The organism is Nonomuraea sp. N2-4H (assembly GCF_045291505.1).
In the GTDB taxonomy this organism is placed as follows: Bacteria; Actinomycetota; Actinomycetes; order Streptosporangiales; family Streptosporangiaceae; genus Nonomuraea; species Nonomuraea fastidiosa.
Genome location: NZ_CP147987.1, coordinates 841146 through 865124, shown reverse-complemented (window position 1 = coordinate 865124; position 23979 = coordinate 841146). Strand labels below are relative to the sequence as shown.

General features: G+C 70.0%; 22 protein-coding genes. 12 read left to right on the top strand and 10 right to left on the bottom strand.

Features of this window, described 5'->3' with window-relative positions:
• Window positions 1-90: 90 nt before the first annotated feature.
• The 5 genes from WBK31_RS04010 to WBK31_RS03990 all read left to right on the top strand — a co-directional run bounded on the left by WBK31_RS04010 (window position 91) and on the right by WBK31_RS03990 (window position 4749).
• Window positions 91-1635: a long-chain fatty acid--CoA ligase gene (locus tag WBK31_RS04010; RefSeq protein WP_364067037.1), complete on the top strand. Its 1545-nt coding sequence runs from the start codon at window positions 91-93 to the stop codon at window positions 1633-1635.
• 93 nt (window positions 1636-1728) lie between these two features.
• A complete protein-coding gene (locus tag WBK31_RS04005) occupies window positions 1729-2004 on the top strand; it encodes a hypothetical protein (RefSeq protein ID WP_364067039.1) in 276 nt (91 codons plus the stop codon).
• Window positions 2005-2063: 59 nt separating this feature from the next.
• Window positions 2064-3017, top strand: coding sequence for a phosphotransferase (locus tag WBK31_RS04000; protein WP_364067040.1), 954 nt, complete (start codon window positions 2064-2066; stop codon window positions 3015-3017).
• A 151-nt stretch (window positions 3018-3168) separates the two neighbouring features.
• The gene (locus WBK31_RS03995; protein WP_378784658.1) at window positions 3169-4446 is read left to right on the top strand and encodes a PHB depolymerase family esterase; all 1278 of its coding nucleotides are present in this window, start codon (window positions 3169-3171) and stop codon (window positions 4444-4446) included.
• A 135-nt stretch (window positions 4447-4581) separates the two neighbouring features.
• Window positions 4582-4749: a hypothetical protein gene (locus WBK31_RS03990; RefSeq protein WP_364067042.1), complete on the top strand. Its 168-nt coding sequence runs from the start codon at window positions 4582-4584 to the stop codon at window positions 4747-4749.
• A 129-nt stretch (window positions 4750-4878) separates the two neighbouring features.
• Here WBK31_RS03990 and WBK31_RS03985 read toward each other — a convergent pair whose 3' ends face one another.
• The 4 genes from WBK31_RS03985 to WBK31_RS03970 form a co-directional block, all read right to left on the bottom strand.
• Window positions 4879-6138 carry a cyclopropane-fatty-acyl-phospholipid synthase family protein gene (locus WBK31_RS03985; RefSeq protein ID WP_364067043.1) on the bottom strand — a complete coding sequence of 420 codons (1260 nt, stop codon included), beginning with the start codon at window positions 6136-6138 and terminating at the stop codon, window positions 4879-4881.
• Window positions 6139-6142: 4 nt separating this feature from the next.
• Window positions 6143-7492: an FAD-binding oxidoreductase gene (locus tag WBK31_RS03980; RefSeq protein ID WP_364067204.1), complete on the bottom strand. Its 1350-nt coding sequence runs from the start codon at window positions 7490-7492 to the stop codon at window positions 6143-6145.
• Between the two features lie 192 nt (window positions 7493-7684).
• Window positions 7685-8668 carry a 2-hydroxyacid dehydrogenase gene (locus WBK31_RS03975; RefSeq protein ID WP_378784659.1) on the bottom strand — a complete coding sequence of 328 codons (984 nt, stop codon included), beginning with the start codon at window positions 8666-8668 and terminating at the stop codon, window positions 7685-7687.
• On the bottom strand, window positions 8665-10203 hold the full coding sequence (locus WBK31_RS03970) for a serine/threonine-protein kinase (RefSeq protein WP_364067046.1): 1539 nt from the start codon (window positions 10201-10203) through the stop codon (window positions 8665-8667). The genes WBK31_RS03975 and WBK31_RS03970 overlap by 4 nt, the downstream gene beginning before the upstream one ends.
• Before the next feature lie 190 nt (window positions 10204-10393).
• Here WBK31_RS03970 and WBK31_RS03965 point away from each other — a divergent pair, with 190 nt between their 5' ends.
• Window positions 10394-11524 (top strand): CaiB/BaiF CoA-transferase family protein, encoded by a 1131-nt coding sequence (locus WBK31_RS03965; RefSeq protein WP_364067047.1) that lies wholly within the window; start codon window positions 10394-10396, stop codon window positions 11522-11524.
• 7 nt (window positions 11525-11531) lie between these two features.
• Here WBK31_RS03965 and WBK31_RS03960 read toward each other — a convergent pair whose 3' ends face one another.
• Complete coding sequence (locus WBK31_RS03960) at window positions 11532-11660, bottom strand: hypothetical protein (protein ID WP_406674339.1); 129 nt, start codon at window positions 11658-11660, stop codon at window positions 11532-11534.
• Window positions 11661-11742: 82 nt separating this feature from the next.
• The gene (locus WBK31_RS03955; protein WP_364067050.1) at window positions 11743-12195 is read right to left on the bottom strand and encodes an effector binding domain-containing protein; all 453 of its coding nucleotides are present in this window, start codon (window positions 12193-12195) and stop codon (window positions 11743-11745) included.
• A 96-nt stretch (window positions 12196-12291) separates the two neighbouring features.
• Between WBK31_RS03955 and WBK31_RS03950 the strand changes: the two genes are divergently transcribed.
• The 3 genes from WBK31_RS03950 to WBK31_RS03940 all read left to right on the top strand — a co-directional run bounded on the left by WBK31_RS03950 (window position 12292) and on the right by WBK31_RS03940 (window position 16888).
• Window positions 12292-13728 (top strand): GuaB1 family IMP dehydrogenase-related protein, encoded by a 1437-nt coding sequence (locus tag WBK31_RS03950; protein ID WP_406674338.1) that lies wholly within the window; start codon window positions 12292-12294, stop codon window positions 13726-13728.
• Window positions 13729-13816: 88 nt separating this feature from the next.
• Window positions 13817-14191, top strand: a complete 375-nt coding sequence (locus tag WBK31_RS03945) for an FKBP-type peptidyl-prolyl cis-trans isomerase (protein ID WP_364067052.1) — start codon at window positions 13817-13819, stop codon at window positions 14189-14191.
• Window positions 14192-15364: 1173 nt separating this feature from the next.
• Window positions 15365-16888: an ATP-dependent DNA ligase gene (locus WBK31_RS03940; protein ID WP_364067053.1), complete on the top strand. Its 1524-nt coding sequence runs from the start codon at window positions 15365-15367 to the stop codon at window positions 16886-16888.
• 952 nt (window positions 16889-17840) lie between these two features.
• On the opposite strand, the gene WBK31_RS03935 is transcribed toward WBK31_RS03940, so the two are convergent.
• A complete protein-coding gene (locus WBK31_RS03935) occupies window positions 17841-18260 on the bottom strand; it encodes a hypothetical protein (RefSeq protein WP_406675579.1) in 420 nt (139 codons plus the stop codon).
• Here WBK31_RS03935 and WBK31_RS03930 point away from each other — a divergent pair.
• Window positions 18247-18534, top strand: coding sequence for a septal ring lytic transglycosylase RlpA family protein (locus tag WBK31_RS03930; protein ID WP_406675445.1), 288 nt, complete (start codon window positions 18247-18249; stop codon window positions 18532-18534). The two genes, WBK31_RS03935 and WBK31_RS03930, sit on opposite strands and share 14 nt — an antisense overlap.
• Before the next feature lie 490 nt (window positions 18535-19024).
• Here WBK31_RS03930 and WBK31_RS03925 read toward each other — a convergent pair whose 3' ends face one another.
• Complete coding sequence (locus tag WBK31_RS03925; protein WP_364067056.1) at window positions 19025-19621, bottom strand: DUF1707 and DUF4870 domain-containing protein; 597 nt, start codon at window positions 19619-19621, stop codon at window positions 19025-19027.
• 134 nt (window positions 19622-19755) lie between these two features.
• Here WBK31_RS03925 and WBK31_RS03920 point away from each other — a divergent pair, with 134 nt between their 5' ends.
• Window positions 19756-20100, top strand: a complete 345-nt coding sequence (locus tag WBK31_RS03920) for a hypothetical protein (RefSeq protein ID WP_364067057.1) — start codon at window positions 19756-19758, stop codon at window positions 20098-20100.
• A gap of 1129 nt (window positions 20101-21229) precedes the next feature.
• Here WBK31_RS03920 and WBK31_RS03915 read toward each other — a convergent pair.
• The gene (locus WBK31_RS03915; RefSeq protein ID WP_406675444.1) at window positions 21230-22249 is read right to left on the bottom strand and encodes a DUF4192 domain-containing protein; all 1020 of its coding nucleotides are present in this window, start codon (window positions 22247-22249) and stop codon (window positions 21230-21232) included.
• A 171-nt stretch (window positions 22250-22420) separates the two neighbouring features.
• On the opposite strand from WBK31_RS03915, the gene WBK31_RS03910 reads away from it, so the two are divergent.
• A complete protein-coding gene (locus WBK31_RS03910) occupies window positions 22421-22954 on the top strand; it encodes a hypothetical protein (RefSeq protein ID WP_406674337.1) in 534 nt (177 codons plus the stop codon).
• A 280-nt stretch (window positions 22955-23234) separates the two neighbouring features.
• Here the strand turns inward: WBK31_RS03910 and WBK31_RS03905 are convergent, their stop codons facing one another.
• Window positions 23235-23969, bottom strand: a complete 735-nt coding sequence (locus WBK31_RS03905) for an EI24 domain-containing protein (RefSeq protein WP_364067059.1) — start codon at window positions 23967-23969, stop codon at window positions 23235-23237.
• Between the last annotated feature and the right edge of the window lie 10 nt (window positions 23970-23979).

Below are 23979 nucleotides of genomic sequence, written 5' to 3'. Positions count from 1 at the left end.
CGTCCATATCCACTTGTGACCCGCGCTACCTACCGGTCGGTATGGGGGTCCTGACAAGATGACCGCGAAGCCGTTCTATAGGGAGGCGTCATGCTCAACCTGTCGATCGTCCTGGAGGACAGCGCCAGGAACACCCCCGACGGCACCGCGATCGTCTTCGGCGACATGCGGCTGCCGTACTCCATGATCGACACAGTGGCCAACCAGGTCGCGAACCTGCTGGTGGCGCGCGGTATCACCAAGGGCGACAAGGTCGCCCTCGCCTGCCCGAACCTGCCGTACTTCCCGTTCGTCTACTTCGGCATCCTCAAGGCCGGCGCCACGGTCGTACCGCTCAATGTGCTGCTGCAGTCGCGCGAGATCGCCTACCACCTCGACGACAGCGACGCCAAGGCGCTGTTCTGCTTCGAAGGCACCCCCGAGCTCCCGCTCGGCGAGCGCGGCAAGGCGGGCTTCGAGGCGGCCGAGCGCTGTGAGCACTTCTTCGTGCTGCCCGCGACCCCGCTCGCCACCGAGTCCGAGTACGGCGAGTCGATCTGGGCGGCGATCGACGGGCTGCCATCCGAGTTCGAGACCGTGCAGACCGCCCCCGACGACACGGCGGTGATCCTCTACACCTCCGGCACCACCGGCCGGCCCAAGGGCGCGGAGCTGAGCCACCAGAACATGGTGATGAACGCCATGGTCAGCGACAAGATGTTCCCCGCCGAGGAAGGCGGCGACGTCTACCTCGCGGTGCTGCCGCTCTTCCACTCCTTCGGCCAGACCGTGGTGATGAACACCGGCTTCCTGCGCGGCGCGACCGTCGTGCTGATGCCGCGCTTCGACCCCGCGGAGGCGCTGGCGACGATGCTGAAGGAGAAGGTGACGTTCTTCGCCGGCGTGCCCACGATGTACTGGGGCATGCTGACGAAGATCCACTCCGAGGGCATGGAGGTGCCGCGCTCGCTGCGGGTCGCCGTCGCGGGCGGCGCGGCCTCCCCCGTCGAGGTGCTCAACGACTTCGAGCGCACCTTCGGCATCGGCATCCTGGAGGGGTACGGGCTCTCCGAGACGTCGCCCGTCGCCAGCTTCAACCAGCCCGGCAGGCCCGCCAAGCCCGGCACCATCGGCACCCCCATCTGGGGCGTGGAGATGAAGCTGGTGGACGGCGACTGGAAGACGATCGAGGGCGAGGGCCCCGGCGAGATCGCCATCCGCGGCCACAACATCATGAAGGGCTACTACGGCAGGCCCGAGGCGACGGCCGAGGTCATGCGGGACGGCTGGTTCCGCACCGGCGACATCGCGACCCGCGACGCCGACGGCTACTACTCCATCGTCGATCGCGCCAAGGACATGATCATCCGGGGCGGCTTCAACGTCTACCCGCGCGAGCTGGAGGAGGTGCTGGTCACGCACCCCGACGTCTCGCTGGCCGCCGTCGTCGGCGTCCCCCACGAGTCGCACGGCGAGGAGATCAAGGCGTACGTCATCCGCAACCCCGGCGCGACGATCACCGAGGACGAGCTGATCGCCTGGTGCAAGGAGAACATGGCGGCCTACAAGTACCCGCGCATCATCGAGTTCCGCGACTCGCTGCCGATGACGGCCACCGGCAAGATCCTCAAGCGCGAGCTGCGCTCGGCGGGCTGAGGCCGTAAGGGCGCTCGACGGGCGCCGCCCCGGTCGTGCGGGCGGCGCCCTGCTCACGACCGGGTTCTTGATCGCGGTTGGTAGCGCGCGGGCATGCCCCTCGCCCTCTTCGACCTGGACAACACGCTGATCGACCGGCACGCCGCGTTCGAGCGCTGGGCCGCGGAGTTCGCCGCCCAGCGGCGCCTGGGCGCGGAGGCGGTGCCGTGGCTGGTGACGTGCCCTGCGGAGGTGCTGGACGGGCTCGCCCGGTTACGCGCCGCCGGATGGACGCTCGGGATCGTGACGAACGGATCGACCACGGGCTCGTGCCCCGCCCGGACGAGGCCGACCACGCCGTCACCGACGTGCTCGCCGCCACCGAGCTGATTGAGCGATCCGATCAATCGGGATGAAGGCGCGGGGCCGGTCCCGGTAGCTTGCTGGGCATGCGGGATCGGCCACAGGACTTCGATGAGGCGATGTTGCGGCCCGCGCTGAAGGCGTGGGGCGTCGATGCGGCGACGCTCGAATACGCACCTGTCGGGTTCGGCGACTACCACTGGGTGGCGGACGGCCGGGGCGGGCGCTGGTTCGTGACCGTGGTCGACGTGCGCCGGCGGGCGTACGACGAGGTGCGGCTCGCCCTGGACACGGCGGCGGAGCTGCGCGAGCAGGCCGGCCTCGACTTCGTGGTGTCACCGCTGCGCGACGACGAGGGCGCCACCCTGCGCAGGCTCGACAGCCGCCGCTACGCGATGAGCGTGTACCCGTACGTGGAGGGACGCTCGGGAGAGTTCGGCGACGAGCAGGACGACGCCGAGCGCGCGGCCGTCATCGACCTGCTCGCCGCGCTGCACGCCACCCCGCCGCCGCTGTCCGCCCCGCTCGCCCCGGTGCAGCCGTCGGGCCGCGCCCTGCTGGAGCGGCTGGCCGCGGAGGAGGACGGCGACCTGCCCTGGCTCGGCGGCCCCTACTCCGAGCCGGCCAGGGAGCTGGTCACGAGCCACGCGGGGACGCTGCGGCGGGCGCTTGAGGAGTTCGACCTGCTGGCGGAGAAGCCGGGCGAGCCGGTGGTGACGCACGGCGAGCCCCATCCCGGCAACCTGCTGCGCTCGCGCGGCCGGCTGCTGCTGGTCGACTGGGACACGGTGGGCGTGGCCGCTGCTGAGCGGGACCTGTGGCTGGTCGCCGAGACCGCCGAGGACCGCGCGCGTTACGCCGAGGCCACCGGGCGCACCCCCGACGAGCGGCTGATGACGCTCTACCGGCTGCGCTGGGCGCTGGACGACGTGGCCGACTTCGTCCGGTGGTTCCGGAGTCCGCACGCCCGCACCCCCGACGCCGCGGTGGCCTGGCAGGGGCTCAAGGACACGCTGGAGGAGCTGGCCGGCGACGCCTGACGGCCGAAAGTTTCATAGAGTTCTCGCTTCCGAGACGCTCTCGCGGCAGCTCACGGCCTCTGAGCCTGGCGGCCCGCGCGAGGCCCATTGCGAGACCGAAATTTTCTGCTCACACTCGCAATATTTCGGCCGCAGTTGCGAGAGGATCTCGATGAAGCTGAGAGCTCGACTGGCCGGCGCCTTGATCGCCCTCGCGGCGCTCGTGGTCACCGGCCTCATCACCGCACCCCCGGCCTCCTCGGCGCAGCTCACCGAGGTGACCGGGTTCGGGACGAACCCCACCAACCTTCGCATGCACCTGTACGTCCCCGACGGCGTCCCCGACCGTCCCGCGCTGCTGGTGGCCGTGCACTACTGCACCGGGTCGGGCCCCGCCTTCTACTCGGGCACGGAGTTCGCCCGGCTCGCCGACCAGCACAAGTTCATCGTCATCTATCCGTCCGCGACGCGGAGCGGCTCCTGCTTCGACGTCTCATCGCCGCAGGCGCTGCGGCACGACGGCGGCAGCGACCCGGTCGGGATCGTCTCCATGGTCAGGTACGTCCAGCAGCGCTACAACACCGACCCGGCGCGCACGTTCGTCACCGGCGCCTCCTCCGGCGCCATGATGACGAACGTCCTGCTGGGCGCCTACCCCGACGTGTTCGCGGCGGGGGCGGCGTTCAGCGGCGTGCCGTTCGGCTGTTTCGCCACCACCGACGGGTCGAGCTGGAACAGCGCCTGCGCCAATGGCCAGATCAGCAAGACCCCGCAGGAGTGGGGCGACCTCGTACGCGCGGCCTACCCCGGCTACAGCGGCCCCCGCCCGCGCATGCAGATCTGGCACGGCACCGAGGACGCCACGTTGCGCTACCCCAACTTCCAGGAGCAGATCAAGCAGTGGACCAACGTCCACGGCCTGAGCCAGACGCCCAGCCTCACCGACCAGCCGCGTTCCGGCTGGACCAGGACGCGCTACGGCGGCACCGGCACGACGGCCCCGGTCGAGGCGATCAGCCTGCAGGGCGTCGGCCACAGCCTGCCGCAGAGCGGGATGGCGGCCATGGTCATCGACTTCTTCGGCCTCGCCGACGACGACCCCGGCCCCAACCCGACGATCACGCCTGAGCCGCCGGGCGACTGCCAGGTCACGTACACGATGAACACCTGGAACACCGGCTTCACCGCCGAGGTGAAGGTGACGAACACCAGTCAGTCGCCGCTGTCGTCCTGGACGCTGGGCTTCACGCTGCCCGCGGGCCAGACGATCACGTCGGTGTGGAACGCCACGATCACGCCGGACAGCGGCCAGGTGACGGCGCGCAACGTCTCCTATAACGGTTCGATAGCGCCGGGCGGCTCGGCGTCGTTCGGCTTCCAGGGCACGCACAACGGCGACACCGGCGAACCGGCCGCTTTCACCCTGAACGGAACCGCCTGTTCTACCTGATCAGCGCGGACGCGCGGATGGCTTGGTCGCTTGTCGGTAACGACTTCTCCTTTACCGGATAACCCCCTTGCCCCGGCGCTGAGGGTAGCCATACGGTCACTTTAAGCAGTTGGGGGACAACGAAGGAGACAGCACGTGGGCAGGCACGCTAAGCCCCACAATCCGAAGGAGCAGCCACAGGAGACGCTGGAGGACGCCCAGAAGGAGCTCCCTCCGAGCCGGGGGCGGCACGCGAAAGAGCGCCATGCCAAAGACCGGCACCGCTGCACGGCGACGACGGGCGAGCAGGCCGCCGTCTCCTGACGTCACGGGGGTGTCACCGCGGCTCCCGGGCCATGTGGTCCGGGAGCCGTGCTGTGTTCCGTGCCATGAACCGGATCAGCGCCGGGCGCGCGGCCGGCACGCCCGGCGCCATGCCGGTTCACATCAGGATCAGGGCCAGTCGCGGGCGGGGCGCAGCGGCACGCCGGAGCGGCCCTTCTCGTCGAGCTTGACCCCGAGCACCTGGTGCAGCTGCACCTTGTTGCGCTCGAAGCCCACGATGCAGCCGGCCATGTAGAGCGCCCACACGCGGGCGGTGCCCATGCCGACCTCCTCGACCGCGTCGTCCCAGTTGGCGTCGAGGTTGTCGCACCAGTGGCGCAGCGTCTTGGCGTAGTGCTCGCGGAGGTTCTCCTGGTGGCGGATCTCGAAGCCGAGGTCCTCCATCTGCCGGATCAGCCAGCCGACCGACTCCAGCTCGCCGTCGGGGAAGACGTAACGGTTGATGAAGCCGCCCTTGTTGAACGTCTTCTCCTTGCCGGTGGGCCGGGTGATGCAGTGGTTGAGCAGGCGGCCGCCGGGCTTGAGCTTGCCGTACAGGAACTCGAAGTAGCGCGGCACGTTGGCCTTGCCGATGTGCTCGGTCAGGCCGATCGAGCTGACCGCGTCGAAGCCCGTCTCCGTGACGTCGCGGTAGTCCATGTGGCGGACCTCGGCGAGGTCCTGCAGCCCCGCGTCGGCGATCGCCTTCTGCGCCCACTCGGCCTGCTGGCGGCTCAGCGTGACGCCGAGCGCCTTGACGCCGTAGTGCTTGGCGGCGTGGATGACCATGCCGCCCCAGCCGCAGCCGACGTCGAGCAGGCGCATGCCCGGCTTGAGCCCGAGCTTGCGCGCCACCAGGTCGAACTTGGCGAACTGGGCCTCCTCCAGCGTGGCGTCCTCGCTGGGGAAGCAGGCGCAGGTGTAGGCCATCGACGGGCCGAGCACCCACTCGTAGAAGCGGTTGGAGACGTCGTAGTGATGGTGGATGACCTCCGCGTCACGCTGCTTGGCGTGCCGGGAGCCGAGCCTGGCCAGCGCGCTCTGCCGCATCTCCTGCGGAGGCGGCGGCACCCGCATGAGCAGCGGCTTGATGCCCAGCGAGCGGACGGCGGCGATCTTCTCGGCGGTCGTCAGGTCGTTGGTGGTGATGTTCCACATCCGGTCCAGCAGCGTGTACATGTCGCCCTGGACATCGATGTGCCCCGAGATGTACGCCCTCGCCAGGCCCAGCTCGCCCGGCGCGTGCGCCAGGTGCGCCACCGCGATCGGCGACTTGACCTCGATGGCCAGGTCGGCGCCGTCGGGCCCCGCCTTGCTGCCGTCGTACGCCGTGAACGCGATGTTCGCCTCAGGGCCGACGATCTTCTCAAAGATGGTTGCCAGAGCCATCTGCTCACCTTCCCCGCACACACTTTTCGTACAGGTCGAGCAGGCGTCCGTTGGGGTCGTATGCCTGCTTGACCGGCCAATAGGCGTCGCCGTTGTACAGCTGCCAGAACTGCTCACGCGCGTAGTACGAGGTCGAGTAGAGCGACTTGTGGCCGTCGAGATCGTGCACGGAACGCTCGATGAGCCGGTTGTAGTAACCGTCGAACTGGCCCTTTGGCAGCGGCACCATTCCCCAGAATCCGAAGTTGACGTAGAGCTTGCCCGGCTCGAGCGGGTAGAGCGGCCACCGAGACCCGGCGCGCAGCGGGCACATCCACACGGGAGTCATGCCCACCTTCTCGTGGAAGAACTCCAGGAATTCGGCCCCGCGCTCGACGGGCGTCTCGACGTCCTGAATGACCGATTCGCTCACCGGCTTGCCACGCCAGCGGTCGATGCGGGCCGTCAGGCCGAACTTCCTGTCCAGCGCGACCAGGCGGCGGTAGACGTCGGAGCGCATCCAGCGGCGCGGCATCAGCGAGCGCACCACCGGCTGCTGCACGCCGAACGCGCGCGAACACCAGAACCAGTCGGTGTCCCAGCGCCACAGGTAGTCGCGGATCGTCAGCCAGTCGCGGCTGCGCTGCCTGATCGACTGGTAGTAGATGCGCATGCCGGTGTAGTCGGAGACGTACGGGGCGCGCTCGGCGAAGCGGCCGAGCGTGATGTACATCTCGCCGGGGCCGAAGAAGACGCCGTCGACGAAGTCGACGCTCTCGCCCTGGTACACCATGCTGTCGCAGATCTCCTGCATGGCCAGCATGCACTTGCCCGCGTCGGTGAACTTGACGTGGGTGAGGTGCACGTACGGCTGCACCTTGCGCAGCTTGATCCTGATGCGCAGCGCGTAGCCCAGCGTCCCGTAGGAGTTGGGGAAGGCGCGGAACAGCTCGTGGTGCTCGTTGTCGTCGCGGGCGACGACGATGCGGCCGTCGCCGGTGAGGATCTCCAGCTCCTCGACCGACTCGTGCGGCAGGCCGTCCCTGAAGCTCGTGGACTCGATGCCGAGCCCGGTCACGGCGCCGCCCAGCGTGATGGTCTTGAGCTGCGGCACCACGTACGGCATGAGCCCGTACGGCAGCGTGGCGTCCACCAGGTGCTCGTAGGTGGTCATGCCCTGCACCTCGGCGGTCATCGTCTCGGGATCGACGCTGATGACCTCGTCGAGATCCTTGGCCGAGAGCTTGGCCGTCCTGCCGCCGTCGCGGAACCTGAAGAGGTTGGACGTGGCCTTGGCCAGCCGGGGAGCCGCGTCGCCCGGGATCTCGGCGTACGACTGCCGAATCTGCTCTACTGCCCGTCGGTGTGTCGACATCGTCGTCGTCACGGCCCCTCCTCCGTCGGTGCCGTGCCGGCGCCGCGCCCTTCAGGTACGCGTCGCTCGTTCACGTAGCACCCCCTTGAGCTGGTAGAGATCGTCCGTAGCACGGTATCTCCACCCGCCCGGCCCGAACAGACCGGGGTGCGTTAAAGACACGAAAACTGTTTATCGTGCCAGGTGAATCGCCTAATTGGTAGGTGATTGCGGAAGTTTTCGGACGATCACCGGCCGAACGCCGTTCAGGACGCCGTCCACCTCGCGGCCCTCGACGGCGGCGGCGAGGTTGTCGAGGGTGACGGTGAGCAGGCGGCCGGTCGACTCGGCGGTCACGCCGGCCACGTGCGGGGAGAGCAGCACGTTCGGCAGCTCGCGCAGCGGGTCACCGGGCGGCAGCGGCTCCACGTCGAACACGTCGAGCGCGGCGCCGCCCAGCCGGCCCTCGCTCAGGGCCGCCACCAGCGCCTTCTGGTCCACCACGCCGCCTCTGGCCGCGTTGACCAGCAGCGCGCCCTGCTTCATGCGGCCGGGGTCGATGAGGCCGCGGGTCTGCGCCGACAGCGCGATCGCGACGACCACGACGTCGGAGGTGGACACGAGCGTGTCGAGGTCGGCGAAGCCGGGGTCCTCGCGCGGCGTGCGGGTCCAGTAGGACACCTCGCAGCCGAGCGCGCGGAACATCGCGGCGCAGCCGGCGCCGATCGGGCCGTAGCCGACCACGCCGACCCGCCGGCCGCGCAGCTCGTGGGGCTGCAGGCTCTGCTGCGGCCACTTGCCCGCGCGTACGGCGGCGTCGGCCTCGGCCAGCTTGCGCAGCAGCGCCAGCGTGGCGGCCAGGCACCACTCGGCGACCGCCACGGCGCTGACGCCCGGCGTGTTGGCCAGCGGCACCCCGGCCGCCGCCAGCGCGTCGAGGTCATGGCCGTCGACTCCGACCGACGGCTGCTGCACGAACGCGAGGCGCGGCGCCGCCTTGACGGCCTCGGCGTCCATGACGAGCTCGCCGGTCCAGTCGCCCAGCACGATCTCCGCCTCCGGCAGCGCGGCGAGCAGCGCCGCGCGGTCGCGGGAGGCGGGCACCCTGACCTCCACCCGGTCGCCGAGCGGCGCGAGCAGGCCGCGGAGCAGCTCTTCGGGAAGCGGAGGCAGGGCCAGCAGGTTCCAGGGGGTCATGCCCTCACAGTAAAGCTGCCGATCACTTGCCGCATCAGTGCCCTGTTACGCAGCCACTGGTCCTCGGTGACCGTCCACGACAGCACGTACGCGGCCTCGTCGGTGGCCAGGGCCCTGCGGATCTCGTGGTAGCGCGTGCCGGGCCGGACCCAGGCGGCGTCGTTCTGCTCGCCCGCGATCCAGGTGAACTCCCACTCCACGGCCTTGATGCCCTTGTGCATGACCGTGCGCTGCCCGCGGTTGACCACCGTGCGCGCGTTCTGCCGGAACGTCTCCTGCGAGTCGCGCATGAGCTGGTGGGGGTCGAGCCGGCTGTAGACGGCCTCCACGCCGAGGTGGGCGTTGCGGTCGCGGCGGGTCCACTCCGTGTACGCCTCGCCGAGCGCGCCCCGCCAGCCGGTCGGCCGCAGGATGGCCCAGCCGTCGCGCGACTTCCACACCCGCACCAGGGGGGCGCGCCTGGCGGCGCTGGGCGTGGGGGTCGGCGTCGCGCTCGTCTGCGTCGCCGTGGGCGTGGCCGTCGGCGTGATGGGCTTGGTCGCGGCGGCCGGCTGCGTGGTGGCGCGCGGCGTGCCCTCGGCGGGCGAGGCCGTCCTGAAGTACGCGACCGCGCCGCCCGTGAGCACCAGCACCACCGTCGCGGCGGCGGCGAGCAGGGCGCGGCCGCCACCGCGCTTGCGATCCGGATCGTCGAAGTCCACGGGCGCCGGCTTGGCCGCGATGATGGCCTGCAGCAGCCGGTCGGCCTCGTCGGCGTCCACCCGGTCCTCGGGCTCCTTCTGCAGCAGGCCCTTCAGGATCGGGTGCATGATCGGCGGGATGCGCCGGTAGTCGGGCTCCTCGGTGAGGAGCGCGTTGAGCGTGGACATCGCGTCGCCGCGGTCGAAGGGCGAGCGGCCGACCATGCACGCGTACAGCGTGGCGCCCAGCGACCACAGGTCGGACGCCGGGCCCGCGTTCTCGGCGCGTACCCGCTCCGGCGCGAGGAAGCTCGGCGAGCCCGTCACCATGCCGGTGCTGGTCAGCGAGACGTCGCCCTCGACGGTCGCGATGCCGAAGTCCATGAGCACCGCGCGGCCGTCCTTCTCCGACCACAGGATGTTGCTGGGCTTGACGTCGCGGTGCAGGATGCCCGCCTCATGGGCGGCGCGCAGCGCCGACAGCACCTGACGGCCCAGGCTCGCCGCCTCCCGCACCGGCAGCGCACCCGTGGTGAGCACGACCTGCTCCACCGACGGGTGGCTGACCAGCTCCATCACGATCCACGGCCGGCCGCCCTCCTCGACCACGTCGTAGATGGCGACGACGTTGGGATGGTTGAGCTTGGCCGCCGTACGGGCCTCGCGAGCGGTCCGCAGGAGCTGGCGTTCCTTGTCGGCCGGCGACAGGCTGTCCGGCAGCAGCACCTCTTTGATGGCCACCTGCCGGTTGAGCAGCGTGTCGCGGCCTTCCCAGACCACACCCATCCCGCCGCGGCCCAGTTCGCGCAGTAACTGGTAGCGCCCTGCGATGAGCCGGTTGCTCTCCGAAACCATGTCCTACCCCTGTAGCGGCGCGTGTGCGCCTGCTGCAGGCAGCCGTCATCGACGGCCACCTGTAGACCACCCGAACAGTGGGCAAGTTTCCCATACCTGCCCGGACTTCGCGGGGAGGTCGGCAAGGCCGCTTGCAGAAGATCACCGAATGTTGTTCTACTTGGTCGGGATCCCAAGCAAGGAGAGGCCGATGCCCGAGACTAGCCGAGGTCCGCTGACCGGCGTGCGCGTGCTGGAGCTCGCCGGGCTCGCCCCAGGACCGTTCGCCGGCATGATGCTCGCCGACCACGGCGCCGACGTGCTGCGCGTCGACCGGGTCGGCGCCGTGCGCGACGCTCCCCGCAGGGACGTCATGGACCGCGGCAAGCACACGATCGGGCTCGATCTGAAGTCGCCCGAGGGCGTGGCCGCGTTCAAGGAGCTGGCCAGGAACGCCGACGTGGTGATCGAGGTCTTCCGCCCCGGCGTGGCGGAACGGCTCGGCATCGGCCCCGACGACCTGCACGCCGTCAACGAGCGGCTGATCTACGGCAGGATGACCGGCTGGGGCCAGGACGGGCCGCTCGCCCCGACCGCCGGGCACGACATCGACTACATCGCGATCTCCGGCGTGCTGTCGATGCTCGGCCGCGCGGGCGGCAAGCCCACCCCGCCGATCAACATACTCGGCGACTTCGCCGGCGGCGGGCTCATGCTGGCCTACGGCGTGCTGCTCGCCCTGTACGAGCGGGAGCGCACCGGCAAGGGCCGGGTGATCGACGCGGCCATGGTGGACGGCGCCGCCGTGCTGTTCGCCATGTTCTACCAGGCCGTCCAGAGCGGCGCCTGGGGCCCGCGCGGCACCAACCTGCTCGACACCGGGGCCCCGCAGTACGACACGTACGAGACCGCCGACGGGCAGTACCTCGCCGTCGGCGCGCTGGAGCCGAAGTTCTGGGCCGAGCTGCTGCGCCGCATGGGTCTGGACGGCGATCCCGGCCTCCCCGACAGGAACGACCCCGCCCAGTGGCCAGCCCTTCGCGACCGGCTGGCCGCGGAGTTCCGCAAGCGCACCCGCGCCGAGTGGGAGGAGGTCTTCGACGGCTCCGACGCCTGCGTCTCGCCCGTGCTGTCGATGGCCGAGGCCGCCGCGCACCCGCACAACGTGGCGCGCGGCTCGTTCACCGACGTCGGCGGCGTCGTCCAGCCGATGCCCGCGCCGCGCCTGCTCGGCGTGCCCGCTCCCGACCTGTCCCCCGCCACCCGCCTTGAGGACCTGTCCGGCTGGGGGCTCCCGGCTGAGCAGGCGGCCAAGCTCCGCGAGCAGGGAGTGCTCGCCTGACCGTCCGTCAGCCGGAGTGCCGGCGGGCGGCGGGCGCGTAGTCCTTGAGCGTGATCGCCTCGTGCAGCCGCGCGCCCTTGCCGCCCGGCCTGGCCGCGGCCGCCGAGCACGGCGGCCGCCGTGCTCGGTCTCTCAACCTTCGGATGCGGTCTGGTCAGACCGCTGCGTACCTCTGAACGCGATCCGTCAGACCGCGATGCACCTTTGCATCCGGTCCGTCAGACCGCGATGTACAGGTCCACGCCCTCGGGGTGATGCACCTCGAGATCCGTGGTGAAGGCGCGCGCCGGAGCACCGCCCGACTCGGTGTGCTTCCACACCTGCTGCCAGGTGTCGGTCAGCGCCTGCGGCATCGGCCCGCGTACCTCGATCTTCATCGCCTGCCCGGCCGGCACGCGGACCGCCACCATCCCCTCCGGCAGGCGCGGCACCGTGCGCACGCCCGTGCCGACGATCTGCGTGAAGGCCCCGTGATGATCGCTCTCGAAGTCGGTGAGCACCGCGTACAGGTTCTCGTCGACACGGCCCGGCACATGGGCGAAAGCTCCAGGAGCGCCCGCCCGCTGCCACACCGCCGGCAGTTTCGCGCGCGCCGGATCCATTTCGTCGGCATTGGTGGTGCGAACGACGTAGCCGACAACGATCAGCTCGGCCCTTTCCGTGACGTTCACAGACCCTCCCTCCCCCAAAAGTGTCCGGGCCGATCATAAGGCCCCCGGAAAGGGGGAAAACCCCTGTTGACCAGTCAGCACATAAGATGGATGAACGTGAGATTTCTCAACGACCTCGAGCCCCATTACGACCTGACCTATAGCGACGTGTTCATGGTGCCGTCGCGTTCCGCGGTCGGTTCGCGGCTCGCTGTCGACCTCTCGACGAACGACGGCACGGGCACCACCATCCCCATCGTCGTGGCCAACATGACCGCGGTCGCCAGGCGCATGGCCGAGACCGTGGCACGGCGGGGCGGCATCGCCGTCATCCCGCAGGACATCCCCCTCGACGTCGTCGCCAACGTGGTCGACTGGGTCAAAAAGCGCGACCTCGTCCACGACACACCGCTCACCCTCACCCCGCACGCCACCGTCGGCGAGGCCCTGCAGCTGCTGCCCAAGCGGGCGCACGGTGCGGTCATCGTGGTCGACTGGGAGAACCGCCCCGTCGGCGTCGTCACCGAGGCCGACTGCCGGGGCGTCGACATGTTCACCCAGCTCTCCCAGGTCATGTCGAGCGAGCTGCTCACCCTGCCCGCCGGGCTCGACCCGCGCGGCGCGTTCGAGCGGCTGCACGAGGGCCGCCACCGCCTCGCACCCATCGTCGACGGCGACGGGCGGCTGGTCGGCATCCTCACCCGTACGGGCGCGCTGCGCGCCACCCTCTACCAGCCAGCCGTCGACGATCAGAACAGGCTGCGCATCGCCGCCGCCGTCGGCGTCAACGGCGACGTGGCCGCCAAGGCCAAGGAGCTTCTCGACGCCGGCATCGACTGCCTGGTCGTCGACACCGCGCACGGCCACCAGGAGAAGATGATCTCCGCTCTGCGCGCCGTCAGAGCCCTCGACCCCGGCGTGCCGGTCGCGGCGGGCAACGTCGTGACCGCCGGCGGCGTACGCGACCTGGTCGACGCCGGAGCCGACATCGTCAAGGTCGGCGTCGGGCCCGGCGCCATGTGCACCACCCGGATGATGACCGGCGTGGGTCGGCCGCAGTTCTCCGCCGTGCTCGAATGCGCCGCCGAGGCCCGCAGGCTCGGGCGGCACGCGTGGGCCGACGGCGGCGTGCGGCACCCGCGCGACGTGGCGCTCGCCCTGGCCGCCGGCGCCTCCAACGTGATGATCGGCTCCTGGTTCGCCGGAACGTACGAGTCGCCCGGCGACACCCACACCGACGCCAACGGCCGCAAGTACAAGGAGAACTTCGGCATGGCGTCCGCGCGCGCCGTCCGGCTGCGGACCGCCGACGACACCCCGTTCGAGCGGGCCAGGAAGGCGCTGTTCGAGGAGGGCATCTCCACCTCGCGCATGTACCTCGACCCCAAGCGGCCAAGCGTCGAAGATCAGATCGACGCCATCGTGGCCGGGCTGCGGTCGGCGTGCACGTACGCGGGGGCGTCCAACCTGGAAGAATTCCACGAGCGGGCCGTCGTCGGGGTCCAGAGCACGTCCGGGTACGCCGAGGGCATGCCGCTGCACCAGAGCTGGTGACATCTGGGGACGGGTGGCTCTGCACGACCGCGCCGCGCCACCGCATAGAGTCGTCGGGTCCGTGTTCAACGACAACAGGAGCCTATTCGTGGCACTCGAAAAGCCCGAGATCGACTTCCCCGGTGGCAACCCGCCCGCCGATCTCGAAATCGAGGACATCACCGTCGGCGACGGCCCCGAGGCGAAGGCCGGCCAGAAGGTACGCGTCCACTACGTGGGCGTCTCGTTCTCGTCCGGAGAGGAGTTCGACGCGTCGTGGAACCGCGGCCAGCCGTTCGAGTTCCCGCTGGGCGCCGGGCACGTCATCAGCGGCTGGGACCGGGGCGTCGTGGGCATGAAGGTGGGCGGCCGGCGCAAGCTGGTCATCCCGCCGCACCTCGGGTACGGCACCCGCGGCGCTCCGCCGCGCATCAAGCCGAACGAGACGCTCATCTTCGTCGTCGACCTGCTCGGCGTGAACTGACGTCCGTTTGAGCCGGGGCGCCCTCAACGAAAGGACGCCCCGGCCCCGCACGGCCCCGGGACCCACCCCTTCCCGCGCACCCGCTAACGGGCCCACGGCGCACCCGCTCTCCCCGCGCACACGGTCCCACCGCGTACCCCCGCTCTCCCCGCGCACACGGGCCTACGGCGCACCCGCTCTCCCCGCGCACACGGTCTCACCGCGACACCGCCCCGAGCAGTTGTTGCTGGCGAACGCTCGGCCCGACGAGCTCGCACGACCGCGAACGCACGCCCCTGCGCGCAGCAGCACCTGTCCCGGCCGCGATCACCCACCGCAGACGTTCGCGGCACCCGTTCCGCCTCCGGCCCACGCCGCGCACCCCGCGTATCAGCGCCCCCACGACCCGGCCACCCACTCACTCCTCGCGCTCGGGGCATCGTCTTCGCCCCGGGCGCTGACCGGGACTTCGCGCACCCGCTTCCGCGCAGACGCTCTCCCCCCACCAGCGTCCGACACCCGTCCCCATCGACCCCTTCGCGCTTGCGCACTCGTTCCCAGCCGCAGGCACCCGCCACGAGGGTCCCCGGCAGCGTTCCCGCCTCGGCAAGCACGCGCGCCATGAACCCCGATTGCCACCCACCCCGTCCCACCGACATCCCGTCCCGCCACCGGCATCCCGTCCCGCCACTGACCCCGCCCCGCCATCGACGCCCCGCCATCGACGCCCAGCCACGGCGGCGCCCACGCCCGCTCGCAACGTTCGCGACCCCGTTCCTACTCCGGGCGTCCCCACCAACGCGCGCCCGGCCGCCCCCTTCCGCCACGGACACCCACCGACGCGCCGCCCCCTTCGACCACGGATACCTACCGACGCGCCGCCCCCCTTCGACCACGTACACCTCCCGACGCGCCGCCCCCTTCGGCCGCGGACATCTACCGACGCACGCCCGCGTACCGCTTCCACTACGGAGACCCGCCCTCGCCTGTCCACCGCCCCGTATCCACCCACTCTCCCCTCGCATTTCCCGCCCGCGCGCGGAGGCGGAGTATTACCGCCACACCAACAGCCGACTAGATCCCCTTTTTCGCCACAGCACCATATCCAGGGCCTTCACCCGCTTTACCGACACACTCTGCAGATATGCCGATATCAGGTGGGGAAATGTCACCCCCGTGAGGCACCATAGGCCTGTGCTTCTGATCGACGTGGTCCGGGTTTCCGAGGCGGTGACGCGCACGTCCGCCAGGCTAGGCAAGATCGGCCACCTGGCGGAGCTGCTGGGCCGGGTCGGCCCGGACGAGGCGGAGATCGCGATCTCCTACCTGTCGGGCGAGCTGCCCCAGCGCCAGGTGGGCGTGGGCTGGCGCACGCTGGAGGAGATCCCGCAGCCCAAGCTGGCCGCCACCGCCACGCTGACGTCGGTCGACGCGCTGCTCAGCCGGATCAAGGCGGTGTCGGGCCAGGGTTCGCAGGCGGCGCGCAAGGCGCTGGTGGCCGAGCTGTTCGCGGGGCTGACGAGCCAGGAGCAGCAGTTCATGCGGCGGCTGCTGTTCGGGGAGCTGCGGCAGGGGGCCCTCGACGGCGTCATGATCGAGGCGGTGGCCAAGGCGTCGGGTGCGCCGTCAGCCGACGTACGCCGGGCGCTGACCCTGCGCGGCTCGCTGCCCGCCGTCGGTGCGGCGGCGCTGAGCGGCGGGGTGGAGGCGCTGCGGGCGTTCCGGCTGGAGGTGGGGCGAGCGGTCGCGCCGATGCTGGCGGGCAGCGCCCCCAACGTCGCCGCCGCCCTGGACAAGGCCGGCGCCCCGGCCGCGCTGGAGTGGAAGCTCGACGGCATCCGCGTGCAGGCCCACCGCTCCGGCGAAGAGGTGCGGGTCTTCACCCGTACGCTCGACGACATCACCCCGCAGGTCCCCGAGCTGGTCGAGGCGGTCCTGGAGATGCCGTCCGGCGACCTCGTACTCGACGGCGAGGTGATCGCCCTGCGCCCGGACGGCCGCCCGCATCCGTTCCAGGTGACCTCGGCGCGCGTCTCCTCCAAGACCAACGTCGCTCAGCTGCGCGAGCGCACGCCGCTGAGCGTGTTCTTCTTCGACGCGCTGCGCGTCGACGGCGCCGACCTGCTCGATCTGCCCTATTCGCAGCGCCAGGAGGTCCTGGCCCGTACGGTGCCGCCGGCCCTGCTGACCCCGCGCCTGGTGACGGGGGACGTGGCGGAGGCGGAGAAGTTCTTCACCGACGTGGTCAAGGCAGGGCATGAGGGGCTCGTGGTCAAGTCGCTCAACTCGCCGTACGCGGCCGGGCGACGCGGCGCGGGCTGGATCAAGGTCAAGCCCCGCCACACGCTCGACCTGGTGGTCCTTGCCGCCGAATGGGGCCACGGCCGCCGCGAAGGCAAGCTCTCCAACCTCCACCTGGGTGCACGCGACCCGGAGGGCGGGTTCGTGATGCTCGGCAAGACGTTCAAGGGGCTCACGGACGAGCTGCTCGCCTGGCAGACCGAGCGCTTCCTGGAGCTGGCCGAGGGGCCCACCGACTCGTGGACCGTACGGCTGCGCCCTGAGCTGGTCGTGGAGATCGCGTTCGACGGCGTGCAGCGCTCGCCTCGCTACCCCGGCGGCATGGCCCTCCGTTTCGCCCGCGTCCTGCGCTACCGCCCGGACAAACGTCCCGAGGAAGCCGACACCGTCGACACGGTCCGCGCCCTCCTCCTCTGAACGCACGCCCGCGCACTGCGGGAATGAACCCTCGCCCGTGCACCGTGGAACCCTCGGCAGCGCCGCGCTCCAGGATCAGGTCGTCGGGTGAGAAGCACGCCAGACCTCCACCGGCTGAGAGCGCCCGCGCCTATGGGCACCCAGGAGACTCTGGCCAAGCCCGACACGCATCCCTGCCTCGGTCTGCCCTGACAGGCGTTGACCTACCCTCGCAGGTCTTGGTTCGCCTTGACAGGTCTGGGCCGCCTTGAAAGGTCTTGGCCCGCCTTGAGGCCCGCCTTGAAAGGTCCCGCCCACCTTGACGGGTCTTGCGCCCTAACAAGTCTTGGCCTGCCTTCACGGGTCTTGGACCGCCCTGACAGGGCTTGCTGGCCTTGGCTTGCCTTGGTAGGTCTCGGCCTGCCTGAGGTGCCGTGCCCTACCCAGAGCGCTTCAGCTCTCCCGGAGCGCTTGGCCTGCCCTTGGCTGAACGGGCCCTCGCCACCACGTTCATCCCTCAACCGGAGCGGTTCAGCCCCCTCCGCTTCACCCACGATCTGCGCTGCGCTCGCGACTCTGCGTCACCGCCCCCGACGAGCGTCCCGAACGAGCCCCACCGCAGCCGACGTGCAGCCCACCGTCCGCGCGAAGAAGCCGACGATGCTCGCGTTCGTGGTTGCGGTCGGCGGGCGACCTCCCGCACCGCCTGGATCAAGATCCACCCTTTGGGACGGACTTAACCACGGTGAGAAACATCACTGGATGTCCCATTAAGTTGCCTTTACCTGCTGTTTGTCGCATATCTTCGTCCCCGACCGCGCGGGCCCCTGCCCCGCCGTCGGATCGGCCGCCGTACGCCATCCACCCCTGCCGGCCCGGCCTTTCCCTGCCCTATCCCCTATCCAGGACCGTGGTTTACCTTGGGCCAGCACTCTCGCAAGCCGTCCCCGCAGACCCGCAAGCTCTCCCCGAGTCAGCGCCGCTGGGCCGCCATCACAGCCGGCGTGGCCATCGCGGCAGCCGCCTCGACCACCGCCTGGGCCATGATCGGCAACGACGACTCCCCCAAGCCCGCAGCGGCCCTCACCCCGCCTTCCCCGACCACGAAGGCATCCCCGTCGCCCGCACCCACCCAGGACCTGGCGAGGGCCACCCAGCCAGACCCCACCACCTCCCCCGACCACCAGAACTCGGCCACCCTCCCCAAAGCCGCGGTTCCCTCGCCATCGGCACCCACCTCCACCGAACGCCCCTCATCCACCCACCGACGTTCTGCGGCCGACCAGAGAGCCTCAAGCGGCACCCGTACCACCTCTACCGAGCAGAGCACCGCAAACCGACCGGCAGCGTCGAAGCCCAAGAAGCCGAAGCTCCGCGTCATCTCCTCGGGCACCTGCGGCGCCTCCTACTACGGCGAGCCCCAGATGACGGCCAGCGGCGAACGCTTCAACCCCAACGCCATGACGGCCGCCCACAAGACCCTCCCGCTGGGCAGTAAGGTCCGCGTCACCAACCCCAGAACCGGCGAGTCGGTGACGGTCCGCATCAACGACCGAGGCCCGTACGTCGGAGGCCGCTGCCTCGACCTCTCCACGGCCGCCTTCGCCGCCATCGGCAACACCAGCGCCGGGGTCATGCAGGTCAAGTACGAGGTCCTCGCCCGCTGACCGCAGGACGCTTACACGCCTCCCGCAGCATTGCGGGGCCGACCACCCACGGCCCCAAACACCGGGACCCTGCCGAACGCTGTGAGCCCTGCCGAACGCCGTGGCCCTGCCGAACGCTATGAGCCTGTGAGCCCATGAGCCCGCACCCGTGAGCCCCAAACGGCCATAAGCCCACGGCCGCCGTAAGCCCGCAAGCGTCGTTAGCCCGTGATCTCGTGAGCCCGCGAGCCCGCGAGTTCTGCCGAGCGGACGACGACCACGCGCTGCGCCGGCAAACACCCGCCCATCGCCACAAACAGAAGACCCTAACCGCAGCCGCCTGAGCAGGACATTCACCGAAATCCACCCTGATTTATATCAGGGACGCGGACTCACTCGACCCCCATATCGCACCAAAAAGCAGTACACCCGCCGAGATGCACGAACCTCGGCGGGACGACGCGACGACGTACAGAAACGCCCCGGAAACTAAGGTGAGACCCCGGCCCGGTCACTTCACCAGGCGGAGCGTCATCGGGTAACGGAAATCGTCCCCCTGCAGGGCCTTGACGCCGCCGACCACGGAAAGCACCACCCCAAAGACCAGGATGAACGGCAAGAGCACGATCCCGACGACGGTGAACGGCAGCAATATCGTGGCCCCGACCACGGTGATCTGGAAATTGAGCGCTTCGAGGGCGTGCTTGCGCATGTAGGGCGAGGTTTTCGCGCCCGTTACCAGCAGGAGCAGCGGGCCGACGATCGGGAACCCGAGGAGCGGGATCAGGTGGGCGAGGGCGCCGCCGAGGCGCTCGTGGCTCTCGGCCGGACCCTCCTGCGCCACCGGAGCGGGCGGCATGGGGGCGAGCTGTGGCACGGCGTTCGGGCCGTAGATCTCATTCATGATGGGCATGAGGTCGCCGTGCGTGCGCGCGGTCATCGCGCGTTCCAAACGCTCGTCGAACTCAAGCTTGTCATAGCGTCCGTCCGCGTAGGCGGCTTTGATGTGCTCCACCACGTGTTCGCGGTCCTGGTTGGTGACGCGCAGATGAGCTGGCGGCATCCGCCCCGGCCCGGGGGTTTTCGGCACCCCAGCCATATTCGCCATGCCTCTCCCTCAGAGTATCGAGCTGATACTGACATACTGCGTCGCCTGAGCGGTTCGTGCATCAGGAGAATCCCGGATGCGTCCCCTAGATCGTCCCCGACGCGCTCGAGCCCGAGACGGTATAAAAAGGATTCATGAGATGGCGAGACCGCTACGGCATTCGTCGACTGCGCGGCCGCAAGATCGCGAAGTTCGACCGCGAGGCGACTGACGCCGACATCGAGGCGCTCATCGCCTTTGCCCGTTCGCGGCGAGGCGTCGAGTTCTACGTCGAACCTGAGACTTTCGCCACCGACACCACCGCCGTGGCGGTGGCCGACGACGGCGAGTGGACCAGGCGCAGGGTCGGCTCCCCCGCCGTGATCCACAAGGTCGCCCGCGATCTCGCCTTGCCGGTGTACGACGTGCAGTTGACGGGGTACCCGCAGCGGATGCGCACCTACAACGAGCGCCGCAAAAGAGAAGAAGGCTCCCTTTAGCCTCCTCTCCGTCGCCGAGCGCTACCCCGACTGTCGTCATGCCCAAAAGTCCCCTGGTGACCTGCTCCGATCAGCGAGGGTTTCCCGAGTTCGCCGGCGACCCACCGGAGTTACGGCCGCGGGGTTCTTTGCAGCCGGAGTTTCCCAAGTTCGTCAGCTGCTCTCCCCCGCCAGCGACCGCATCCTGAGGAACAGAACGTCGGCAATGCACAACCCGGTACGGGCGATGCCGTAGTGGGATGACGGCCCGGCAGCGTCACCCAGCGAACGCGGACACGAGGAGGCCGCCCAGCAAACGCGCCCACCACGATGCCACCCAGCGGCCAGGGAGCGGGGTGCCATCCAGCGGCCGGGGAGGCGGGGTGCCACCCAGCGGCCGGGAAGGCGGGATGCCACCCAGCGGCCAGGGAGGCGGGATGCCACCCAGCGACAGACAGCGAAAGCCACCGCTTGATGAAGGCTGCATGGGGATGCAGCCCAGCGGATGGCGCGGCAGGCGCACAACCCAACCGACGGCGGTACCGGAACGCTTCCCGGCCGATGGCGATGCCGGGACGCCTTCCAGCCAAAGATGACGCCGGGACACACCCCAGCCGAGGGGACCGCGATCAGCCTCTGAGACACAGGAACGTAGCTCTGAGGATGGCGGGTGAGGGGATACCGGCCCAGCCGCAGCAGTGTTTCGGGGGTTGGGGACGATGCCGAACACGGCGGTGCGACGTTCGACCTCCTTGTTCAGGCGGTCCAACGGGTGATCATGCAGACCTTCCTTCCGCATGCGGGCGGGGACGGGGCCGGAAGCGAGCTGTCGTCGGCGACCTGTGCTGTGACAGTCGGACGTCGGCCCTTCTTCCCGCATGCAGGGGTGCGCGGCCGAAGGCCAGCTGTCGTCGGCGACCTCGTGCCGTGACAGTCGGACGTCGGCCCTTCTTCCCGCATGCAGGGGTGCGCGGCCGAAGGCCAGCTGTCGTCGGCGACCTCGTGCCGTGACAGTCGGACGTCGGCGTGGCTGCGTGGTGATGGGTTGCGGGCTCCTAGGCGACCGTGCCTCGCGGTGTGTGTTGAGGGGTGAGCCGGGTGCTGAGGTGGGTGGCTTTGAGCGCGTACCTTCGGCCCCTGGCGAGGTGCGTTACTCCGTGGGGTCTGGACCTTCTTCGTCCAGGAGGTTGATCAGGGGGAGGAGCCAGGCGGGGCTGACGGGGCCCATGGCGGTGTCCAGTTCTGCAGGGGTGGGGAGGCGGTCGCGCAGGATGGACGGGGAGAGCAGGTTGTGAAGTGCGTGCATGAGCAGGTTGGCCATCGAGTAGCCGGGGTCCGTGGTCAGGGCGCGTTCGAGGGCTACCGTGGCCTGGACGCTGTCGCCGGCGCGCCAGGCGGCCATGGCGAGCAGGGACGCGGCCGGGGGTACGAAGCGCGGCTCCAGGCGGCGGGTCAGGTCCCTCCAGAGCGCGGCGTGGGACTCGTGCATGAGGGTCCATGCCTCGTCTCGCACTCTCATGACCGCCAAGGCCAGGCCCAGCTTCGCCGCCTCCTCGTCGTTGAGCCGGCCTCCTCCCGTATGAATCTCCAGGGCCGAGCGGACCCTGGCCAAGCCGTCGGCGACGAAGTCCCGGGCGAAGGTGTCGAGGTCGCGGGCGGCCATGAGGTCCGCTCTGAAGCCGGCGATCGCTTCGGACGTGGCCTTGCGCATGGCCGTCCGCACGGGGCCCGTCACAGGGGCGACGGTACGTTCGAGCGCTTCGCGGTTGGGGAGGGCCACCAGCCCGTGTACGGTCGCCTCGGCCGCGATCGGACTCGTCGAGAGGTCGTAAGGGGTGCCTTCAGCCGGGCAGCAGGTCGGTACGTCGCAGATGTAGGACCAGTAGCGGCCCTCATGTGCCCGCAGGGCCTCCCCCACGTGCACGCCGGTCGCCATCGCGAGGTTCCTGGCCTCGTCGACCGCCGGTGTCACCAGGTCACCCGGGCCGTAGCCGACGATCACGAGGTCGGTGACCTCTTCGCGGTCGATGAGCGGGGCCATCGCGTTGAGGGTGCCGGGCGGGAAGGGCAGGCCCCACCTGGCCACCATCTTGGCGCGCCCGTTCGCCAGGCCGACCACGACGAGGCTCGTGGCGGGGTGGAAGCCCACCAGGTAGGGGACGGCGGCCAGGATGTCGGTGGGGCAGGTGAGCGTCAGGCACGGCTCGGACGAGAACTTGAAGGGGTCGGAGATGTCACCGTCCGGGCTGCCCTCCTCCGTTCCCTTCTTCGCGCTCGTGTCCGTGCCGGCCGTCCTCGTGGCACTCGCGCCGAGCCGGCCGTCCTCGTGGCACTCGCGCCCGTGCCGGCCGTCCTCGTGGCACTCGTGCCCGAGCCGGCCGTCCTCGTGCCGCTCGCGCCCGAGCCGGCCGTCCTCGTGGCACTCGCGTCCGTGCCGGCCGTCTTCATGGCGGTGGTGTCCGTCATCACGGCGTCCCCGCGGTCGGTTTCCTGCCCGTCGGTGTCCGCCCTGTCGGTGCTTGTCCCGTTGATGTCACGGCGGTCGGCATCCAGCCCGTCGGCGTCGGTCCTGTCGGACTCGGCTCTGCGGGTGTCGGTCCTGTTGGGGTACAGGGCAGCAGGACTGAAGGTGTCGGGCTCTGAGGTCTCCGCGGCAGGCCCGTCTTGGACGGTCTTCGCGGTTGCTGCGGTCTTGAGCTCCGAGCTCTCCAGGGCTGAGGGTGTAAAGCCCCACGTGCCGGTGACTTCCGTGGTGGGTGTGGAGGCACGGGTGATGGGCGAGCGTGGCGCCGGGACGAACGCCGATGGTGAGCTGGAGGTGATGGGGGTACGAGAGGCCGGGCGAGGCGAGCGGTTCGTCGTCATGGCCCCATAGGGTGCCGGGCGGCGAAGGCTCTGGATTGGCCGAATGCGGTTCTGTGGACGACGGAAGAGGCGCGAGGCGACCCTGTGGATAGCGGCTTACGGCCTCATCGCCCGCACCGCGGGCATCGCGCCATCAGGTGGTCTCAGACTCTTTGCTGTGGATCACGGGTTGCGGCCTCGTCGCCCGCAGCGCGCAGATAGGCAGAACTCCCGTACGCAGGTGGGCAAGGCCCCAGTACGCAGGTGGGCAAGGCCCCCGTACGCAGGTGGACAAGGCCCCCGTACGCAGGTCAGGCGACAGGCGCCAACCGGTTCCGTACGAGCAGAGCCGCCCCCGCCACCGCCGCCGGCATGGCGATCACCGCCACGAACGGCACCAGGAACAGCACGAAGACCGCCACCCCGAACCCCAGCGCACTGGCCTTATTAGCCCGCAACAACGCGAAACGCTCCTTGCGCGCCATGCCACGACGTTCCAGCGCCAAGGTGGTGAGCTCGACGGTCATGAAGAACCCGGACACGAGCGCACCCAGCACCGGCACCACGGTCTGGCCGACCACGGGCACGAACCCCAGGAAGAACAGCGGGACCGTGAAGAGCAGCATGTAGAAGAGGGTCACCAGGCTGTCGCGGATGGATCGCGGCAGCGTACGCCACCACGGCTGGTCGTCCTCCGACTCCAAGGGATCCGCCTCGGTCGACAGCCGCTCGTAGAACGGGTCGCCGATGGTCAGGGTCACCGCCGTGAACGTCAGCACAGCCACCGCCAGCCCGCCCAGGACCAGCGCGACGGCCACCACCCCGCGGAAGATCTCCCGCCAGCTCCACGTATCGGCGAACGGCGTCAGGAACGTGGCCAGGTCGGAGGCGTTCGTCCCGAGGAGGACTAACGCGATCACGTAGACCGCGAACGCGATCAGCGCCGGAATCAGCCCGAACAGCCACCATCTGCCATGCCTGGCGACCCACCCGAGCCCTTCGAAGAAGAAGCCGACCCCGCCGGTGAAATCACGCACTGCTCGCATGCCCGGCAGG

Excerpts from the sequence above, each read along its gene's own strand:
- WBK31_RS04010 (WP_364067037.1), top strand. The coding sequence starts at position 91 with ATGCTCAACCTGTCGATCGTCCTGGAGGACAGCGCCAGGAACACCCCC.
- WBK31_RS04005 (WP_364067039.1), top strand. The coding sequence starts at position 1,729 with ATGCCCCTCGCCCTCTTCGACCTGGACAACACGCTGATCGACCGGCAC.
- WBK31_RS04000 (WP_364067040.1), top strand. The coding sequence starts at position 2,064 with ATGCGGGATCGGCCACAGGACTTCGATGAGGCGATGTTGCGGCCCGCG.
- WBK31_RS03995 (WP_378784658.1), top strand. The coding sequence starts at position 3,169 with ATGAAGCTGAGAGCTCGACTGGCCGGCGCCTTGATCGCCCTCGCGGCG.
- WBK31_RS03985 (WP_364067043.1), bottom strand. The coding sequence starts at position 6,138 with ATGGCTCTGGCAACCATCTTTGAGAAGATCGTCGGCCCTGAGGCGAAC.
- WBK31_RS03980 (WP_364067204.1), bottom strand. The coding sequence starts at position 7,492 with ATGTCGACACACCGACGGGCAGTAGAGCAGATTCGGCAGTCGTACGCC.
- WBK31_RS03975 (WP_378784659.1), bottom strand. The coding sequence starts at position 8,668 with ATGACCCCCTGGAACCTGCTGGCCCTGCCTCCGCTTCCCGAAGAGCTG.
- WBK31_RS03970 (WP_364067046.1), bottom strand. The coding sequence starts at position 10,203 with ATGGTTTCGGAGAGCAACCGGCTCATCGCAGGGCGCTACCAGTTACTG.
- WBK31_RS03965 (WP_364067047.1), top strand. The coding sequence starts at position 10,394 with ATGCCCGAGACTAGCCGAGGTCCGCTGACCGGCGTGCGCGTGCTGGAG.
- WBK31_RS03925 (WP_364067056.1), bottom strand. The coding sequence starts at position 19,621 with ATGGCGAATATGGCTGGGGTGCCGAAAACCCCCGGGCCGGGGCGGATG.
- WBK31_RS03920 (WP_364067057.1), top strand. The coding sequence starts at position 19,756 with ATGAGATGGCGAGACCGCTACGGCATTCGTCGACTGCGCGGCCGCAAG.
- WBK31_RS03905 (WP_364067059.1), bottom strand. The coding sequence starts at position 23,969 with ATGCGAGCAGTGCGTGATTTCACCGGCGGGGTCGGCTTCTTCTTCGAA.